At 47.5% G+C, this 19627-nt stretch carries 12 protein-coding genes; 5 read left to right on the plus strand and 7 right to left on the minus strand.

What is annotated here, in order from left to right; translation table 11 throughout:
• The first annotated feature begins 268 nt into the window (after positions 1 to 268).
• The 4 genes from AC0YNZ_RS19220 to AC0YNZ_RS19235 all read left to right on the plus strand — a co-directional run bounded on the left by AC0YNZ_RS19220 (position 269) and on the right by AC0YNZ_RS19235 (position 4208).
• Positions 269 to 1732 (plus strand): circularly permuted type 2 ATP-grasp protein, encoded by a 1464-nt coding sequence (locus AC0YNZ_RS19220; RefSeq protein ID WP_475828134.1) that lies wholly within the window; start codon positions 269 to 271, stop codon positions 1730 to 1732.
• 40 nt (positions 1733 to 1772) lie between these two features.
• Entirely contained in the window at positions 1773 to 2717 is a 945-nt protein-coding gene (locus AC0YNZ_RS19225) for an alpha-E domain-containing protein (RefSeq protein ID WP_475828135.1), read from the plus strand.
• Positions 2714 to 3589: a transglutaminase family protein gene (locus AC0YNZ_RS19230; protein WP_475828136.1), complete on the plus strand. Its 876-nt coding sequence runs from the start codon at positions 2714 to 2716 to the stop codon at positions 3587 to 3589. The genes AC0YNZ_RS19225 and AC0YNZ_RS19230 overlap by 4 nt, the downstream gene beginning before the upstream one ends.
• Before the next feature lie 196 nt (positions 3590 to 3785).
• On the plus strand, positions 3786 to 4208 hold the full coding sequence (locus AC0YNZ_RS19235) for a DUF4395 domain-containing protein (RefSeq protein ID WP_475828137.1): 423 nt from the start codon (positions 3786 to 3788) through the stop codon (positions 4206 to 4208).
• Between the two features lie 28 nt (positions 4209 to 4236).
• Here the strand turns inward: AC0YNZ_RS19235 and AC0YNZ_RS19240 are convergent, their stop codons facing one another.
• The 3 genes from AC0YNZ_RS19240 to AC0YNZ_RS19250 form a co-directional block, all read right to left on the minus strand.
• Positions 4237 to 5085 (minus strand): FecCD family ABC transporter permease, encoded by an 849-nt coding sequence (locus AC0YNZ_RS19240; RefSeq protein WP_475828138.1) that lies wholly within the window; start codon positions 5083 to 5085, stop codon positions 4237 to 4239.
• A 167-nt stretch (positions 5086 to 5252) separates the two neighbouring features.
• On the minus strand, positions 5253 to 6239 hold the full coding sequence (locus AC0YNZ_RS19245) for an oxidoreductase (RefSeq protein ID WP_475828139.1): 987 nt from the start codon (positions 6237 to 6239) through the stop codon (positions 5253 to 5255).
• 407 nt (positions 6240 to 6646) lie between these two features.
• Positions 6647 to 7477, minus strand: a complete 831-nt coding sequence (locus tag AC0YNZ_RS19250) for a protein-glutamine gamma-glutamyltransferase (RefSeq protein WP_475828140.1) — start codon at positions 7475 to 7477, stop codon at positions 6647 to 6649.
• Between the two features lie 173 nt (positions 7478 to 7650).
• Here AC0YNZ_RS19250 and AC0YNZ_RS19255 point away from each other — a divergent pair, with 173 nt between their 5' ends.
• Positions 7651 to 8316 carry an SIMPL domain-containing protein gene (locus AC0YNZ_RS19255; RefSeq protein WP_475828141.1) on the plus strand — a complete coding sequence of 222 codons (666 nt, stop codon included), beginning with the start codon at positions 7651 to 7653 and terminating at the stop codon, positions 8314 to 8316.
• Between the two features lie 103 nt (positions 8317 to 8419).
• Here the strand turns inward: AC0YNZ_RS19255 and AC0YNZ_RS19260 are convergent, their stop codons facing one another.
• From AC0YNZ_RS19260 to AC0YNZ_RS19275, 4 genes are all read right to left on the minus strand, one after another.
• Positions 8420 to 12463 (minus strand): chitobiase/beta-hexosaminidase C-terminal domain-containing protein, encoded by a 4044-nt coding sequence (locus tag AC0YNZ_RS19260; RefSeq protein ID WP_475828142.1) that lies wholly within the window; start codon positions 12461 to 12463, stop codon positions 8420 to 8422.
• A 645-nt stretch (positions 12464 to 13108) separates the two neighbouring features.
• Positions 13109 to 16228 (minus strand): glycoside hydrolase family 3 C-terminal domain-containing protein, encoded by a 3120-nt coding sequence (locus AC0YNZ_RS19265; protein ID WP_475828143.1) that lies wholly within the window; start codon positions 16226 to 16228, stop codon positions 13109 to 13111.
• 197 nt (positions 16229 to 16425) lie between these two features.
• Positions 16426 to 17664 carry a helix-turn-helix domain-containing protein gene (locus AC0YNZ_RS19270; protein ID WP_475828144.1) on the minus strand — a complete coding sequence of 413 codons (1239 nt, stop codon included), beginning with the start codon at positions 17662 to 17664 and terminating at the stop codon, positions 16426 to 16428.
• A 174-nt stretch (positions 17665 to 17838) separates the two neighbouring features.
• Entirely contained in the window at positions 17839 to 19488 is a 1650-nt protein-coding gene (locus tag AC0YNZ_RS19275; protein WP_475828145.1) for a response regulator, read from the minus strand.
• Between the last annotated feature and the right edge of the window lie 139 nt (positions 19489 to 19627).

Raw genomic sequence — 19627 nt, forward strand, 5'->3', positions numbered from 1 at the left:
AAACCAATTCTCCTGCCTAATTCTACGAAACGCTCCATTTTCCTCACCGTCACTATAGTTCACTTTATTTGTTACATAAGTTTACATTTACTCAACATATCTATCGGTTCTCTTTTTATCCAGTCACAAAAACGTCACAATTAACAGGTGTGATTTCGACATACACACGGTATTTCCTTCCCCTATACTTAAGCATGTTCTCAGTTCGTGATATAAAGTGACACTGTATAAGGCGAGAAATTGAGAAGAAATTGGGAGGGAAAGAGTCATGGCCATGCTGATGCCAAAACGCAAACACTTGTTTACCCCTTACGGCAGCTCTGCATTTTATGATGAAATGTTTGATTCGCACGGCAATGTGAGGTTCCCCTACGGCGAAGTTTTTCACCGTTTCTCGAATATGGGAATTGAAGAGCTCAACAAAAGGAACCATTTGATGCAATCCCATATGGTTACACAGGGCATTACGTTTACGTTGAATAGCGACAACCTGGGCGATACAAGCCTGGAGCGTACGATTCCTTTCGATATGATTCCACGGATCATTACTTCCGATGAATGGGCGCTGCTTGAACGTGGGCTGGAACAACGGGTTCAAGCTTTGAACACCTTCATCTGGGATGTCTATCATGAGCAGAATATCTTGAAGGATGATATCATTCCAAGGAAATTGATCGTCACCAATCCCTATTTCCGTCCGGAGATGATCGGCCTGGATATCCCGAACCGCGCCTATATCCCTATGTCGGGGATCGATATCATACGCAGCGAAACAGGCGAGTTTTATGTGTTGGAAGATAATTTGCGGACGCCTTCGGGCTTATCCTATGTTTACAAAAACCGTTCCTTGATGACGAACCTCTTTCCTGAGCTGTTCTTCGACTATCAGGTGCGCGATATCGATCAGGGCTTGAACGCTTTACTAAGCGGGCTGCGCAGCTTGGCCCCAAATGCCAAACCGGATCCGCTTGTTGTGCTGCTGACTCCCGGTATCCATAACTCTGCCTACTATGACCATACGTTCCTTGCTCAAGAAATGGGGATCGAACTGGTGGAAGGCAGAGATATGACGGTCATCGACCAAAAGGTATATTTGAAAAGCATGCAGGGGCTTCGGCAGGTCGATGTCATCTACAGTCGGATTGACGATGACTTCCTGGATCCGCTCGTCTTCAATCCTAATTCTTTACTCGGCGTACCGGGACTGATGCATGCCTATCGTGCGGGGAACGTCGCGCTTGCCAATGCTCCGGGCACCGGGGTTGCAGATGACAAAGCGGTGTATGCTTTCGTTCCGGATATGATCCGTTACTACTTAAATGAAGAACCGATCCTGAAAAATGTACCCACCTATATTTTATCGAGGCCGCATGAGAAGGAATATGTGCTTACCCACCTGTCTCAGATGGTTGTAAAAGAAAGGTCGCTTTCTGGAGGCTACGGCATGCTTATCGGCCCATCCGCTTCCGATCAGGAGCTGAAAACATTCGCATCCAAGATTAAAGAAAACCCGGAGCGGTATATCGCGCAGCCGACAATAAAACTGTCGTGCAGTCCCTCTTTAACCGGCAGCCAAGCGTCGCCCCGGCATATTGATTTGCGCGCTTTTGTGTTCATGGGAGAAGAAACCCATGTCATTCCCGGCGGACTGACAAGGGTAGCGCTGAAGCAAGGCTCACTAGTCGTGAATTCCTCGCAGGGCGGCGGCACGAAGGATACGTGGGTTGTCTAATTTTTCAACGATCGACTACTACTAATGAGGTGAACCAACTATGATGAATCGTTTTGCGCAATTGTTATTCTGGACAGGCCGTTATATGGAAAGGGCCGAAAATCACGCGAGGTTGATCGATGTCAATTATCATATGCGCCATGAGATAAGAGGAAATCAATACGATCAGGACTATGTATGGGAGAAGCTGGTGGCCGCTATCGGGGACGTCTCCAGCTTTAAGTCCAATCACTCCATTGCGAATGAACGGAACGCGCTCCACTTCTTGACCTTTGAGAGCTCGAACAGTAATTCCATCTATTCCCTCATTCAGCAAACAAGAAGTAATATCCGGACGCTTCGCCAGCTTCTTCCGGGCGAGCTGTGGGAAACCGCGAATTCCTTTTATCTCTGGCTCAAAGACCAGGATGTCCATAAAATGATGCTGCAATCCCCCTATATGTTCTATCAGCGCGTAAGAGAAGGGGTCTTGCTCTTTAATGGCGCAGCCGATTCTATGATGACTCGGGGACAGGAATGGAATTTTATCCAAGCCGGCAAATACTTGGAGCGGACTGAAAACACGGCGCGTATTCTTCACAATATCTCTGCCAACTTATTGAATGACAACGATTATAGGCAAGACCAGAACAATTATCATCGTATGATCGTGCTCTTGAAGTCGGTCGGCGGCTATGAAGCCTTCCGCAAATTTCATGCAAATGACGTTACATTTGCAAAAGTCTTACAATTTCTTCTATTCAATCCCGGCTTTCCGCGTTCCATCCATTTTGCATTAACTTCTTTAGAAAGTTATCTAAAAGTAATTAAGCAGGATGATTACGATTACACACTATTGTCAGTCAAAGCGATTCTTGACGGTCTTGACGATAGGCATTCCGGACATGGCGGGTCCGATTTACTTCATGATTTGTTACAGTCCTGTAACCAACTGGGATATTCGATTTCAAAAACTTTTTTTCAAGAGGAGGTTGCCGGAGCATGAAGCTGCAGGTATGCCATCTAACCCACTACACCTATCAAGAAGCGGTGGCAGAGAGTGTCAATGAGATTCGTCTCACGCCGAGAACGGATGACCGCCAGACATGCCACTCCCATTCGATCACCATTGAGCCCGAGGTTACCTTATTTCAGTACGAGGATTACTTCGGTAACACCGCGCATTACTTTTCTGTTCCGTCCCCTCACTCTCAGCTTAGTATTAAATCGTGTTCCATCATGGAAACGGATGAGGAGGAAAACCCCGAAACCAATCGCATACCCTATGCGGTGGAACGTGAGATCCTAAATGAGGAAAAATTTCAAAACGAGTATGCCGAGTATTTGATCGAAACCGATTATACACGCATTTCGGCGGAACTAAAGCATTTTAAGAATATGACGATCGATGAAGACCAGGCAGGCAGCATCTATCAGCTGCTTGAAGCTATCTCCCATGCCATCCATACCAATTTCACCTACGACGCAAATGCGACCCAAGTGAGTACCACAGTCGAAGAAACATTGAGGCTGAAACGGGGAGTTTGCCAAGATTACGTTCATCTCATGATCACTCTCTGCCGGATGCTTCATATTCCCGCAAGATACGTTAGCGGCTATCAATTTCTAGGCGATCTAAACGCCGATGACCCCATTTTCCGGCATGCTTCCCATGCATGGGTAGAAGCTTATGTTCCGTTAATCGGCTGGTTGGGCTTTGACCCTACCAGTAATGGAAAAATCAATTGGCGATATGTGACGCTTGGAAAAGGTCGTGACTACAGCGATATCGTCCCGGTTAAAGGCATTTATCAAGGAACAAACATACAACGACTCGAAGTCGTGGTAGATATAGAGCGAATCGACGGCGGGCATTGATAGCCTGACCACACAAAAACTCATAAAGTGCAACTTCTAATTTTCCCACAAATATTAGCGTTAATGATAGGTTTGTTACTAGAGCCGGCCGACAAAGACGCATGATTTCTCTCCATCCGAATATTATATTGCCAAATCGCCTGCGGTTCATTACTATTAAATTAAACAAATCCAATAAGGAAAGTTGGTATTTAAAATGAAGGAGATTCCGATTCCGTACGTCCGCAGTAATCAGGTCGGCATCGTCACCGTGCTCCTCATCGCAATTGCCTTTCAATGGCCTTGGCTCATCGCCGCACTGTTGATCATTCAGGCCGCCGGGCTCATCTTCGGTCTGAAGGCAAATTTGTTTATCCTTTCCGCTCGTCCATTCCTCTCCCGCCAAGCAGCTTCAGCCGGAACCGAAGCAGCCGAGCTGCAGCGCTTTAACAACGCACTAGGCGTTGCCTTTCTCACCTTATCGCTGCTTAGCTTTGCGCTCGGCTGGCCGGCTGCCGGTTATATTATTGCCGGCATGATGGGAGCCGCTGCGCTCGGCGCCATACTCGGCTATTGCATCGGCTGCACCATCTATTTTCAATACAAGCAATTCCGCTCCCGGAGATTGAATCGAGACTAACCCCTTGTCTCCAGCCGCGGCCGCCGCTTTATCCATTACGTACGCGGGCACGACGCAGCAAATAAACAAAATAGGGAGCGCCGATAATAGCAGTCATAATACCGGCCGAAACCTCCCGCGGAATGATAAGAACGCGCCCTAAGCAGTCGCCAAGGAGCATAATATCGGCACCAATGAGCGCCGCTAACGGAATCAGCCATTGATGCCTGCCGCCAACGAGCAGCCTAGCGGTATGCGGAACGATCAGCCCGATGAAGCCAATTGGCCCGCAGACGGCAACCGCCGATCCGGCAAGCACAATGACAAGCAGCATGCATATCGCTTTAATAACAGCAATGCGTCCTCCTAAGCCAACCGCTACGGCATCGTCCATCGCCAGCAGCTTAATCGATGGAATCATAAGCATGAACACGGCAAAGCCTATCATGGCAAATGGCGTAATCGTCCGCACTTCCGCCCATGAGGCATGATCGACCGAGCCAACGAGCCAGAACAGCATGCTATCGGTAGAATGCTGATTCAAGATCGTAAGCCCCTCCGTCAAGGAGGTGAGCAGCAGCGAAACCGCAATACCCGCTAACGTAAGCTGGACATGCTGCTTCTGCTGCGAACCGGCCAATAGCCATACGAAGAAAACACCGCATGCTGCGCCGGCGAAGCCGAATAAAACCGAATGGGTTAACGAGAAGCCCGAGAACGTAATTAAAGCGACAACTACCGCCAGGGAAGCTCCCGCATGTATCCCTAGTAAATGTGGTGAAACTAACGGATTTCTAGTAATGAGCTGGGTAAGCAGGCCCGCTAACGCCAATTGAACGCCTACGAGAAGTGCCGTAAGTCGGATGACAAGCATAGCCTTGCGTGCAGACGGCAGCATCCCTGCCCTCTGTCGTGACCGTAACGTGGCCGCGCCGTACGATAAGAAGAGCATGCTGGCTTTCCTCAAGCTTAAGCTGATGCGACGTTTGATAAAGATGAACCTGCTCCAGCCAAGGAATAAGCATTATAAGCTGCTGAAAATCCATATTCGTCTAACCCTTTCTTCTAGAGCTTAACAATCGTTCGGCCCTTGGATTGCCCTTTTAATAGAATAGCAACCTGGTCCATTATCTGTTCCAGCCCGATTTCCTCGCACAGCTCGTTCAATAGAGGCGGCTTATAGGAACCAGCTAACAGCTCCCATACCTTGCTTCGCTTCTCCATCCCCGCCATGACCGAATCGATGCCGATCAGCCGGACCCCTCTAATAATAAAAGGGAATACGGTCATCGAAAGCTCCGAGCCGCCCGTTAATCCGCTCGCGGCTACGACGCCGCCATACTGGATTTTCGGCAGGATCGATGACAGCGTTTCGCCGCCGACACAATCGATCGCGCCCGCCCACAGCTGTTTATCCAGCGCCCGCTTCGAACCGGCTGTGAACTCCTCTCTTGCCAGGATTCGCTTCACGCCCAGCCCGAGCAAATAGTCATGCTTGTCCGGCTTTCCTGTACTCGCCTCCACCTCGTAACCGAGCTTTGCCGCAATCGCCGCAGCTACGCTGCCTACGCCTCCCGTGGCTCCCGTGACCAGAATAGGGCCGTCCTCCGGGCGAACTCCGTTTTGCTGAAGCTCGTACACGGAAAGAGCAGCCGTAAAGCCCGCCGTTCCAAGTATCATCGCTTCTTTCATCGTTAAGCCGTGCGGCAGCTTGAGCACCCACTCCGCAGGCACCCGGGCATATTCGCTATATCCGCCGAAGTGGCTGACCCCCAGCCCGTAGCCGGTCGCCACCACCTGATCCCCTGCCCGGAACCGCTCATGCCGGCTGGAAACGACGGTGCCAGCCAAATCGATACCCGGTATAAACGGATAACTCTTTACGATGCCGCCGTTTGCCGTGCAAGCTAACGCGTCCTTGTAATTTACGCTGGAATACGCAACCTGAATGAGCAGCTCGCCCTCCGGCAGATCGTTTATCTCGGCAGGCTTCGTTTCTGCTATTATTTCGTTATCTATTTTATTTATTACAAGCGCTTTAAACGATGACATAAGAGTAACCCCCCATTTATAGGCTCAGAATAAAATTCATTTACTGCCTTTACAGTTAAGAACATTAATTGCTCACCTACAGGCTTCTAATGGGCTTTCCGCAGCAGGTCGCTGCGTCGCAGAGCGTGTCTTCATCTTCTACAGTAACAGTTATGGCCGCGGAATGCGATATGCTACTTGGAAGCTCGATATAACCGCTCGGTGCATTTTTTCGACGATAATAACAGGAGCTTTTCCGTTAATGAATGTGTACCCGGCTTCAGACTAAATCGCCAGCTTCGCTTGCCGCATACACGGTCGGCAGCCTTGACCAGCTCTCGCAATATCCCTTTACCGAGAAAAAGAAACACCGGCAAGCGCAAGCCTTGCGCTCGCGTTACGGGTGCTTCCATGCATGCTTATTTTTATCATAATACTTCTTTATAGATAAAGGTGCCTGCTCCTATTTTTGCGACAATTCCAAATTGCCTCTCCACGCTTTCAACGTCCTGCAGCGCGTCTCTCATCGAAAGGCTGCGCAAATATTCGAAATCAGGGGAAACGACCAAATCCTGCAAATAAGCCGATCTGGTGCTTCCTTCCCATCTCATCCGGTTCAGCGCGGCAACAATATCCTGACCCGATTCGATACCGATGCCGTGACCAAAATATAAATTGTCGTCCAGCATGACGACGTTCTCGCCCTGCCACTCCGGCGTTTCCGGATCATGATCCGGATTTTTGAAATAAAGCACATCGCCGGGATAGGCTTCATATTTATTATTAGTCGTAATTAAGCGCAGATCGCGGTCATACTGCCAATCCCGCAAAAACAGGTTTTGGAAATGAGCATTAAACACCGCTTCGCCAACCGTATCAAGCACCGCCTTGTACAAAATAATGATGATTGCACCCGCGCATTCAAAGCCGTATAGATGCCCATTTATGAAAATATCGTTAATTCCGTCGGAGGGCCGCACGCCTCGCTTGAGCCGGAAACCTCCGTTATCCGTTCTCGTCCAGTATTGCTCATTGCTCTTTGAAGTCGCAAAGGTCGCGAAATTCACCCCGCCCGCATACAGCGCCTTGGCAGCCTCCACGATATGCGTCCGCATTTTCAGCTCAAATTCTAACGCATCTGCAGAGGGATAGCGATAGACGACCCGGCTATTCTGCTTGTCTAGCAGCATTCTTCTCTCCAGCTCTGACAGCGTGAACGGATTAAGCGCAAACGTATTACTACCCGCAACTAGTATCACCGTCGTTTTCCTCCATCTGGTCAATTTTCTATTAGGTTATTGTACGTGTAAAAAATTTTTTTGTGAGCAGTGATCCAAATCAAGCAGCTGCCGCTCCAAATACGAATTTTTGGGCTCGTACGGCTCATATACATTAAATTTATAATCCTTTTATGAGAGAGAGGAGTTCACTGATGTATAGTTATTCCTACGACAACGCGCCTGCCTCTATTCATGCAAAATGCCCCTTTACCATCGAAGTCCAGGGTGATGGAACGGTTGATGCAGCACCTGACCAAGCAGTGGTCGTGCTGGGAGCTATAACGGAAGGACCTGTCCTGCAGACCGTCCAAAGCGAAAATGCGCAAATCGTTACCCATATTATCGAATCACTTTTGGAGCTGAATATTCCGAAGGAGAATGTGCAAACGAATGATTTTCGGATCGAGATTCAATATGATTACAAGGATGGGGAGCAGATCTTTCGAGGCTATAAAGTGACCCACCTTCTGCAAATTACAATCGATAAAGTCGAGGAAACCGGCATCGTGATCGATACGGCCGTATCGAACGGCGCAAATACCGTTACGAGCGTCCAGTTTACATTGGCCGATCCGACCCCTTATGAGAACGAGGCATTGTCGCTAGCCGTTCGCAATGCCCGTCAAAAGGCCGAAACGATCGCAGCTGCGCTTAGAGTCAATCTTGCCGCGGTTCCAAGCCAAGTTCAGGAGCTTTCTCGTGCAGCGCAGCCGATTCCCTTCGCAGCCGCCATGCATATGCAAAGCGCAGCCACGCCAATCGCCCCCGGGGAGCTGACCATCTCCGCCTCGGTTCGGGTGTGGTATCTGTACGGATGAAAGACGCGGCCAGTCGGCCGCGCTTCCCGCATAACGTAAGAACGGCTGCCTCGCGGCAGCCGTTAATATTCGTGATCTTAGCTTAGTGCTGTTATTAGTGCTTTTAAGCAGTAGTAGATGATTTCGCAATATTAGCCAATCTATAAATAATGATTACTGCTTGGGCTCTAGTAACTTGGCCCTTTGGCATAAACAACCCGACGTTCATACCGTTAATAACTCCAGTCTTTTGAAGGGCGGATACAGCTTCTTTCGCATATGAAGCAATATCATCGTTATCCTTAAATGGAGAGACAGCCCCACTGCCCTTCAGTTTTACATTTAACATTTTTGCTGCTCTAAAAATAATAACGGCCATATCCTGGCGGGAAATAGATTCATTAACTCCAAAGCTCCCGTCCGCTTTGCCTTTCACAATACCAAATTTCTGCGCTGCCGCTATTGAACCATAATACGCGGTCCCTTTCTTTACATCACTCCACGTGCTGTCAGCACTCTCATCAGCCAAATCTAATGCTTGCATAAGCATATTGATAAACTCAGCTCTTGTTACGTTACCGGTTTGTGCCGGTTTGATCAAGTTCATCCGGACTTTCGGTTTAAGCACGTCATGAACAGTCTCGGCAACGATCTCTTTAGGAACCGTAAAGGTTGCTGCCTGCCGGATATCCTTGGAGGAAGCCGCTGCATAGACCACATAGGTACCCGGTTCCACCACCCATGCATCCCGGGCTTCATCGTAGGAAGCAAGCGACTTGGCATCAAGCGTAAAGTTCAGCGTTTGCGACGCGTTGGCTGCAAGATTATTCGTCTTGCCGAATGCTTTTAGTTCCTTCACCGGTTTGTCCATGGATTTACCGGGAGCTCCTGCGTAAATCTGAACCGATTCCTTGCCGGTTACAGCACTAGTGTTCTTTACAACGACAGTGATATTCAACTTATCGCTGGCCTTTTTAAATACAGGAGAGCTTAGCTTCAAATTGCTGTAGTCAAACGTCGAATAGTTTTTACCGAAACCGAACTCATAGGATACAGGCACGTTGAATGTGTCATAATAACGGTAGCCGTTATAAATGCCTTCATTATAGGTTACGCCGCCCTGCCCGTTCGTTTGTCCAAAGTCTTCAGCCGGTGAATAAAGGTGCCCTTTGCTGTCTTTCCCTGTAACATCAACCGGGATGGTTGTCGGCAACTTACCGGACGGGTTTTCCGCTCCGGTTAATACAGCGGCAACCGGCTTGGCAAGAACCGTACCCGGTTCCCAGCCGAGCAGAATCGCATCCGCTTTGTCTTCCCAGCTCTCCATTTCAATCGGAGCCCCGATGTTCAGGACGACGATAAACGGTTTTCCTGCGGCGCGGGCTTTCGCAGAAGCTTTGTTAATCAAGTCTCTTTCCGCATCGCTGATGTAATAGGCGCCTTTGGACTTCCTGATATCAGAGCCTTCAGACGAACCCCTTGCGATGGTCATGATCATGCTTCCTGTATTTTGTATGAGTTCGTCCATCTGGCTTTCCGAGATTTGCACCTCGTTTTTGGCTCCGGTGGTGCTAAACCCGCCAATCGGCAACACACTTGGCACTTGCGGATAGCCATTTTTAGACGTATCGATAACAGAACCGCCTTTATAAATGGCCGCTAGCGCTTGCGGCAATTGCAATAGTTTTGTAGTGTCGATATTGGCGCCGCCGCTGCCGTCGCCGCCGCGCACCATATCCGTCGATGCCCGTCCGATGGTTGTAATACTGCCGCTTGTCAACGGAAGCGCCGGTTTATTGTTGACGGAGTTGTTTTTAAGAAGGATCATACTTTCAACAGCCTCTTGGTAAGCAATCGCTTCATGCTGCTCCGCATATGGGTTCGGTTCTGTATTGGCCGGTTCACCCTTGAAAGAAAGCGAAGTGACAACAAACTCAAGAATGTTTTTTACGCCTTTGTCGAGTTCAGCCGTCGTGAGGAAGCCGGAATTGACTCCTTCGATGATTTTGCTTGCATCGCCGTTCGGCATTCCAATGTCCAAGCCGGCTTTCAGATTGGACGAATAGGGGTTATTGCCGGGTTGTTTGGCCCAATAGGAAGCATTGCCTTGGCCGTTCCAGTCTGTCATGGCAAACCCTTTGAAGCCCCACTCATCACGCAGCACCGTATTTAACAATTCCGGATTTTGCGCCGTGCTCACACCGTTGATGTGGTTATAAGCGGTCATCACAGCCATCGGCTGGGATTCTCTGATTGCAATTTCAAAACTTCTCAGCTCAATTTCCCTGAGGGTGCGCTGGCTTATATTCGTGATGCCGTTACTGCGCTGGGTCTCCTGCGCATTAGACGAGAAGTGCTTGATCGTTGCGCCGACGCCTTGAGATTCAATTCCGTTGATCTCTGCTGCCGCCATTTTACCCGAAAGAACCGGGTCTTCCGAATAATACTCAAAGTTTCTTCCATTTAACACGCTTCTGTGAAGATTGACAGCCGGAGCCAGCAACAGATCCGCACCGAAATAATGGGTTTCTCTGCCGAACGCCGTGCCGAGAGAATGCTCCAAAGACGTATTCCAGGTCGCCGCACGGGCTGTAGCGTTAGGCCACTGTGTGGCAAATCGGGTTGTCTGGCTGCCGGTAGAATCAACCCATCCTTCCGGATGCGCCGAAATTCTGACGCCTGCCGGGCCGTCCACAGACGTGGTTCCCGGAATACCCAATCTAGGGATGGCTTTGGATGCGCCGGCGGCTCCAGGGATACGGACCACACCGTTTCCGCTAACCAGATCCGCCTTCTCCAGCAGTGTCATTGAACCAATGACGCCAGGAATGGAAGCCGCATCGTTTAACTTCACAAGAGAAGAATCAATCGTGTAGGTAAACGTCGAAATACCGCTAGTTCCCAAATTTGACGTGATGGAAATCGCTTTAATGGTAATTTGCTTATTGGAAGCCATACTGTTTGTCAGGCTGATCGGTCCCGTATAAAGCTTGCTTGAAGCGGTGGGATCGCTGCCATCCGTTGTATAATACGTTTTTGCTCCCGCCGATGTGGATGATAAGGATGCTTTCACTCCATCCGGAATCGATACGCCGGAAGCAATATCGGAGGTTGGAGCTGAAGTAGTAATGTTGTACGTGTATTCAGCCACATCGCTGTTGTTCAAGCTATCCGCAACCGTAATCGCTTTCAAAGTAGTGCCGGCGCTGACGGAAATCGCGGAGCTGTACAGCTTTATGGACCCCGTTCCGGAAGTTGCAGGCGTAGTGCCGTCCGTCGTGTAATAAATTTTCGCATTGGAGGATGCTGAAGACAAAGTTACGCTTTGCGTGCCCCCGTATGTCCCCGAAACTTGGGATGCCACGGGCGCCGCCGCCTTCGCACTAGGATCAATGGCATAAGTAAAGGCCGCAACATTGCTGTTTTCCAATCCGCTTCTGACAGCGACTGCGTTGATTGTGGCAGCCGAAGCAACCGCGATCGGATTTATATATAATAGGGTCGATCCATTCCCCGGACGATAGGCACCGTTCATGTCACTTGTTACCGCCGGTGTTGATCCGTCCGTCGTATAGTAGATTTGTGCGCCGGGAATATCATCGGCAAGCGCTACATTTACCGTAGAAGCGTAAGTGCCCGGTGCGGAACTGGCTGTAGGCGCAGACACCGTGGTCACTGGCGTGAATTGGAATGAATCAATATTGTAATCGCCCTTTTGGCAATATAACGAAATGGTTTGCTCACCCGCAGGAAGAGTCACATACCCTGTCATAGTGCTCCAATTATAAACCCCGCCGGTCGCAGGCGTATTAAAGGTATAAAGCACTTTGCCTGTGCTGTCTCTCAATGAGAAAGATTCAGTCTCCGATACGGATGCTCCATAACGGACAACGATCTTGTAAGTGCCCGCAGCAGCGGCATCAATCAAATAATTGAACGTATCGCCTGTTAAAACGCGGCGGAGAGCTAGACCCTCACTGGCGGTTTGACTTGTTCCAATCGTACTGGTGAAATTGGGAGCCGTAGTAAAGTACTCCGCTTCAATCAATCCCGGTACGGATGCAGCCGCAGCCGCAAATGAAACATTAGGGGGAGTCATGGCTAAAAATGAAGTAGCCAATGCCATGGTAAGCAATACTGGTAAAACCTTTTTTGGTGCTCGGGACATAGTGTTAATACCTCCTAGTTGAGTTTCTAGCAAATTGAAAACCTGTACGATTCTTTCTGTATCCCCGTTTTCCGCCGGGGAACGACCCTACCTTGATTGCCTCCATTCACTATGAATCTGTATCCGCTTTCAATCATAACGCTACTCCCCCTCTTTCAACTATTACGATACGGTATATGAATTATCACAAAACCGACTTATTCGGAGAAGGCTCTATTCTCTTCTCATCTGAATGCTTCTGAGCATCAATGATCTGCTTGTACGAATGCTGACGGCTGCTCGTGATGGTCTGCGCCAGCTTCGTGCACAATGACGAACCATTCACGCGTCGCGGTCAGAGAATCCTGCTGCTCGATTTCACAGCTTGGAGGAAGTGGATCAATTTCAAGAACAGCACGTATAAGTTAACGGGAACTAATCAACACTACTTACTGATCGGTACTGCATCTAAGAAAGGAAATTTCCATCTTGTCTCATTAATACAAATGTCTGAGTCATATGCTTTTTTGATCCTAAGTTGGTTCTCACGAAAAAAGTACCCCACAATAATTATTATTGTGGGGTACTGATTATTAAAGATTATCTTCTGTAATGAGGGTCTTCAAAAAAACATGTTGCTAAGAACTCTGGAAGGTTAATTTGAGTTTACTGTCTTGTCAGCTCAAAGTTGTCGAATGCCGCCCATTGGTTGGCTTTAGCATCAGACCATACGCCGACTTCGATTTTCCCGTTTGTGACACGAATATTTTCAATCGTATATTGCTTCCAGTTGCTGACCGGACTGGAACCAATGACAGCATTTACTTCGTCATTGCCTTTGCTATAATTTTTGGCGAATAGTTTCAATTCGTTTTGGCCGCCGCCGGAACGTACCCAAGCGGTCAACTTGTACGTTCCGTTCGGAACTGTTATCGCTTGGCTCGTTAACTGCTTATAGGCTGACGAAGACCAATGTGTCAGTTTGTAGTTTCCTGTGTACAGAAATTCCTGATCCACATTCTGCGCATTATTTACGTTACTCCACTGCGACCATCCGGTCGTGTTGCCACTTTCGAACCCCGCATTGGCAAGAAGAACTTTGTTGTATTCGCTTTGCTCGGGGGAAATCGTAATGCTACCTTCCAAACGGATATCTGTGGAGGAGCTTCCTACATAGACAGGTACTTTACCGGCAGGCATTACCCACTCGTTCTTGTTTTCATCAAAATAAGAGAAAGATTTTGGATCAAGCTTAACTGTTACTTTGGTTTGTTTGCCAGGCTCTAATTCAACCTTTTGGAAACCGGCCAATTGTTTCGGAGCAGTCTCTACTTCTGTCGGCAGCTGGCCGGCATACACTTGCACGACCTCAGAGCCTTTTACAGCTCCTGTATTTCTCAGGTCTAATGTTACTTCAAATGCAGGTTCTTCCGACTTTTTCGAAGAAGTAACCTTTAAGTTCTTATAGTCAAAGCTTGTATAAGAAAGACCATGTCCAAAGGAGAATGCCGGTTTGATACCATTTTTCTCATATCCGCGGTATCCGACAAAGACACCTTCCGTAAATTTGGACACACTTCTGCTATATTGATCTGGCGAGGATACCGGTGTTTGAGTCACATCCGTCGGGAAAGTTACAGGCAATTTACCGGACGGGTTCACATCCCCGAATAATACATCGGCAATCGCATTCCCTTGTTCTTGTCCTGGGTACCAGGCTTGAACAATGGCAGCAACGTTATCTTTCCAAGTTTTCATTTCGACCGGATTGCCGGTTTCATTGACAACAATAACGTTTTTGTTCACTTTGGCGACTTCTCTGATCAGTTGAGCTTGGTTATTCGGAAGTTTCATATCGGCATGGTCGATATCGCCTTCGCTTTGAAAGTCTCTTGTTACGATGACGGCCACATCGGATTTTTTCGCCAACTCAACCGCTGCAGCAATATTACTGTCTACAACATCATCCGCGGCTTTCCAGCCGAAACGCAGCTTACCGCCTCTATCCCGTCCAGGGAAAGCAGGATAATCCGTTTTGTAATCAATCTGAACCTGATAGTTTTTACCGGCTTCTAATCTAACCGTTTTCTCTACAGTTTTAACCATCGTACGAAGATCATAACCCGCATTGTCGATAATTAGATTTCCATCCAGAACTACTTTACTGGAACCATAGCTTGTCGTGGAGAGCGTGTAATCTCCGGTCTTCGGCACGTTAATGACCCCGGTATATCGAGCGGAACTATCGTAAGTCAAAGAGCCTGGAAGCTTCTCAATTTTGGGAGAATTAGCAGAGAATCCGCCGAAGTTATAGATTCCCGTTTGCCAGTTCACTTGCTGGGGTACATATTCAAAGACCGGGTTTCCTTCCATGCTATCATTATTCCAAAATACTGCCTTCAGGCCATGTTGTGTTGCATCGGCAGATGGCTTCAAGAAAGCGGATGGAACTGGCTCCGGTCCAGGCATAAGATCTCCTGCGGTGATTGGATCTGTTCCTGCAATATATTCTACTTTGATGTTATTGCCTGCACGGTTTTTAATCCCTTCAAGCGGGCTTACCGTATAGGTTGGATTAACAAGGGAACTGCCGCCTCCCTGAGCGGAAGCGTTATCCGCATCCGGTCCGATAACAGCAATGGATTTGATTTGATTGGTTTTCAACGGCAGGACGTTATTTTTGTTTTGAAGAAGAACCATTGTTTCGGCAGCGATTTGTCTTGCAACGGTTCCGTGTGCTTTTGCGTCAATTTGAATGTTTTGCGGAGCGTGCTCGAATAGTCCTTTCTCAAACATTTCTTTTAAAATACGATATGCGGCTTGAGATACATAGTCTTCACTGACTTTGCCGCTTTTCACGGCGTCCAGCAATTGTTTCCCCCATGTTGACCCAGGATCTCCGGGTAAATTCATATCCATACCCGCTTTGAGTGAATCTACCGTCGTTTTAACGGAGTAGTAATCGCTCATGACAAAGCCCTTAAAGCCCAAATTGCCTCTCAATAAGTTGGTCAGGATATCTGCGCTGTCACTATTATTTACAGAGTTAATCTGGTTATAGGAACTCATGACACTGGCGATACCCGCATTTTTGATGACATCTCCGAATGGTCTTGCATAAATTTCGTTGAGTGCCCGCTTGCTTATTTGAGCATCATAACTGTAACGGTTCAATTCCTGATTGTATACCGTAAAATGTTTTGCTGATCCCATTACATGTTGGCTTTGTAATCCGTTTGTCCAATTTGTCCCCATTTGGCCACTCAGCAACGGATCTTCACCCAAAGCTTCAAAGTTTCTCGCGCCGAAAGGACCTCTGGCAATATCCACGGCAGGCCCGAGCAATACATTGTGGGTTGTATTGAAAGCTTCATTCCCGACTAGCTCTCCGTATTTTTTGGCAGTATCCGTGTCCCAAGTGGCTGCCAGTCCGATCGCGGCCGGCATGGAAGTTGCTTTTTTGTCTTGTATGGACGGATTCCCGATACGAACGCCGATCGTTGCATCTGCCATTCTCAATTCAGGAATTCCATATTTAGGAAATCCATTATTGTGAAATCCGTAATTATAATCCACGTCACCGGTAATAAAATCGACTTCGTCTTCCATTGTCATTTTGTCAACGAGCAGCTGGGCACGCTCCTCTGCGGAAAGGGATGTATTCATCCAAGGACGATCCTGATTGACTTCAGCCGAAGCGGCGGAACTAAAAGGCGAGACGGCTAAAGTAAGAATAGCGGTTGACATAAGAAGACGACGTACAGTAGAAATTGACGACACTTTCATTAGTTATTCCTCCTTCAAATTTTTTCCAATGAAATCTGACGACTACAGCAGACTTCGGGCCAAGGTAAAATTTGATCCTCCTTTTTTTAAAAAATTATCGTTTTGTAACATTGCTAATAATAAATTAATTTCCGAATGCTCTATAGGAATTTATTTATGTTTTTGTACTTTTAGATGATTTAATAGACGCCCTTGTACTAAATTACATGTAAATCTCTATACCTCTTAGGAGTTACACCCGTATACTTTTTAAAAATTCTGGTAAAATAGCTTTGGTCATAAAAATTGAGGCGAGTGCAAATCTCCCCCAGGGAATAATCGGATAAAATCAATAATTTCTTCACTTCCTCGAGTCTTTCACGTTGAATATATTCACTCAGAAGCATTCCGACTTCTTTCTTAAATAATTGAGACAAATAGGCCGGATGTAAATCTACGATTTCAGCAAGCTGCAAAAGTGTTATTTCTTCATACATGTGCTTGAAAATATAGTTTTGACAGACAGTTATCGCTTTAGAGTATTTTTGTTCCTTGCATTGACTCACACTATCCGCAAAATTACATAAACATTCAAACAGCAGATTGGATACTTTATTAATTTCGCTTAACTCTTCTAGCTGCTGGATGTACAAATTACTCGTGGTGAAGGCAACCTCCGGATGCAGTCCTCCTTCCATCGCAGCGCGTGTGGCAACTGTTATTTTGCAAATCGCCAGGTTTTTTTGGTTTCTCAGATGGCTTTTTTTCGATAAAACGCCCGGTTTAGGGATAAATGTATTAAGATGGCGAATTAACCCTTCTTTATTTCCTTCCTTAATACATTGCTGGAATTGAATATCATCCAGTGGATCATGATGGAATGAATGATATTCCCTTTGTCTGGATAATTCTAGATCGACCTTGATTTCAATTTCAAAAGGTTCATTTTCCAACATCATGTTCTTTTGGATAATCTCCGACTCTTCCAACTGTTGATGATAAATCAAGTAATAATGCAGCAAACTTATTTGAATTAATTTCAATTTGTTAATGACCGGAATTCTTCGATAATAATGAAACATATCGTCTTTGTATTGGATCGGCATATGATGATCGTTCATGAGCCCAGGCAAACTCTCTTCCGACATCTCCAAAAAACGGGTTGGTCCCATAATAACGGTCCCCACAAAGACAGTTTGAGAGCGGATCATAATAAAGCTTTCCAGATATTTTGTCGTTCTGATCACAGGAAAATCAAAAGGATCGTTTTGTCGAAGCAGTTGTTGAATCAACTCTGTTTTACTTGTATATAAAGGAGCGGTTGAATAATCAGCAGAAAAATCAATTTCAATCTCTCCATGTTGATTTATTAAATAAACAGGAATTTGAAAGTAGTCAAACATTAATTTGCAAACATATTTCAGTTCCTCAAAGTCGGGTAATTTATCAGAAGTCATCAATTCACCATCTTTAGAAGTTAATTAGGATATAATGTAAATTACAAATCATGCCTTCATTCACTATGAATCTATATCCGGTCTCAATCATAATGGCTGCTCTCCTCTTCCAACTATTACGATACGGTATATGAATTATCACAAAACCGACTTATTCGATCTGAGCATCCATGATCATCCCGCTACGGCACAATTGCGGTACTCTTTGGGTGAAATGCCCACCTGTTTCTTGAAGCAGAAGCTGAAGTAGTTCGGATCGGAAAAGCCGACGCGATCGGCAACCTCGAACGCTTTGAGCTCGGTTGTTCGGAGAAGCTCCTTAGCCGCTTCCATCCGTATATTTATCAAATAGGAGACAAACGTTAAATTCGTCTCTTTCTTGAATACACTGCTGAAATATCCCGCGCTAATATGAAGATAGCTGCATACCTGGTTAACCGAGATATTGCTGTCCGCATAATGGGCCTTCGTATAATCGATTGCCTGCTGCACGAGCTGCTTGTACGAATGCTGACGACTGCTCCTAATTGTCTGCGCCAGCTTCGTGCACAATTTGACGAACCATTCACGCGTCGCGGTCAGAGAATCCTGCTGCTCGATTTCCGTGAAGATCCTCACATTGCTGCCGAATAATGCATCCAGATCGGCATCGGCGTCCTTGGCCGCTTTGAGCACCGTAGTCAGCATCTCGATAACATACACCTGATAGTCCTTGTAGGAAGCCTCCGTACGAACAATTTCGTCGAACAGATGATTGACGACTTTGCACACTTCTTCCGTCGTACCAACCTTCAGGCAGCGGGTAAGCTCCTGCTCCTTTAGCTCATCGAAGCGGAGATGATTGACGAACCCCCGCTCAACGTCGCCGATATAGATAATCCGGTTGCTGCCCTCAAGCACCCGGTAGTCGAGTGCCTGCAGCGCCCCTTCATAGCCTTCCTTCAGCTCGGCCAGCTTCGTGACCGGTTCCCCCACGCCGATTGTAACCGTCAGCTTCAAGAACCAGTCGATTTTTGTGATGGCATCCTGGAGCACCCCGAGCGTCTTCTTCATTAGCCTGCTGTGGTCCGCCTCCGGCGAGATCGAGATTAAGACGATATGGTCCTGATGAATAAAAGCACGTCCCATCCCCTGTTTGTCCCATAACTCTTCGGCAATATTGAGGACGGCAAACAGCTGCAGATCGAGATCGCCGGAGCCCCGAAGGGAACTGATCCGTCTTTCTCCCGGCTCGGCATCCGCCTGCCCATCAAAATGCTGCAGACTGATGACCGACACGATATAACTGGAACCTGTCAGCGTCAGTCCATATGTTCGCGCCTTCTCGGCAATCTGGCTGTGGGGCAGCTTACGGGAGAGCAGTGAAGCGAGGAACGTCTCGCGCAGCACCGGCAGACTCGTCCGGTAATGCTCCCGCAACAGGGCCATATCTTCGCGTTTTGCAATTTCCGCATCGATCCGCTGTTTTACCTTGGCCAGCGTCTGCATGATCTGCTCCGAGTCGAAAGGCTTTAGGACGTACTCCTCGACCTCCAGTTTAATCGCCCTCTGCGCATGTTCGAACTCGTCGAGCCCCGAGAGCAGCACGATCCTCGTGTTCGGATATTCGCGGCGAATCCATTCGGACAGCGTAAGCCCATCCATAAACGGCATGCTGATATCCGTGAGCACGACATCCGGCGTGAGCCGCTCAATGAGCTCCATCGCTTCCCGCCCATTCTCCGCCGTAGCCACGACCGTGAAGCCCTGCTCCTCCCAATCGATCTCATGCAGCAGTCCTTCCCGTACATCCATTTCATCATCGATAAGCAGCAGATTGTACATCTATAAGTTCCTCCTTCATTAACTAAAGGGGTTATTGCGAATACGATTAAGCCCCCTATAAATCGAGTGTCTATTGGGAATAATACTCCGTGGTATCGTTAAGGACTTTAAGCTATTTTTTCACCTGCAACTATTACAA

This window comes from Paenibacillus sp. J2L1-98 (assembly GCF_056269405.1).

What these genes read in the sequence shown, in the direction of transcription:
- AC0YNZ_RS19225 (WP_475828135.1), top strand. Translation starts at nt 1,773, where the DNA reads ATGATGAATCGTTTTGCGCAATTGTTATTCTGGACAGGCCGTTATATG.
- AC0YNZ_RS19255 (WP_475828141.1), top strand. Translation starts at nt 7,651, where the DNA reads ATGTATAGTTATTCCTACGACAACGCGCCTGCCTCTATTCATGCAAAA.
- AC0YNZ_RS19275 (WP_475828145.1), bottom strand. Translation starts at nt 19,488, where the DNA reads ATGTACAATCTGCTGCTTATCGATGATGAAATGGATGTACGGGAAGGA.
- AC0YNZ_RS19265 (WP_475828143.1), bottom strand. Translation starts at nt 16,228, where the DNA reads ATGAAAGTGTCGTCAATTTCTACTGTACGTCGTCTTCTTATGTCAACC.
- AC0YNZ_RS19245 (WP_475828139.1), bottom strand. Translation starts at nt 6,239, where the DNA reads ATGTCATCGTTTAAAGCGCTTGTAATAAATAAAATAGATAACGAAATA.
- AC0YNZ_RS19240 (WP_475828138.1), bottom strand. Translation starts at nt 5,085, where the DNA reads ATGCTGCCGTCTGCACGCAAGGCTATGCTTGTCATCCGACTTACGGCA.
- AC0YNZ_RS19230 (WP_475828136.1), top strand. Translation starts at nt 2,714, where the DNA reads ATGAAGCTGCAGGTATGCCATCTAACCCACTACACCTATCAAGAAGCG.
- AC0YNZ_RS19260 (WP_475828142.1), bottom strand. Translation starts at nt 12,463, where the DNA reads ATGTCCCGAGCACCAAAAAAGGTTTTACCAGTATTGCTTACCATGGCA.
- AC0YNZ_RS19235 (WP_475828137.1), top strand. Translation starts at nt 3,786, where the DNA reads ATGAAGGAGATTCCGATTCCGTACGTCCGCAGTAATCAGGTCGGCATC.
- AC0YNZ_RS19270 (WP_475828144.1), bottom strand. Translation starts at nt 17,664, where the DNA reads ATGACTTCTGATAAATTACCCGACTTTGAGGAACTGAAATATGTTTGC.
- AC0YNZ_RS19220 (WP_475828134.1), top strand. Translation starts at nt 269, where the DNA reads ATGGCCATGCTGATGCCAAAACGCAAACACTTGTTTACCCCTTACGGC.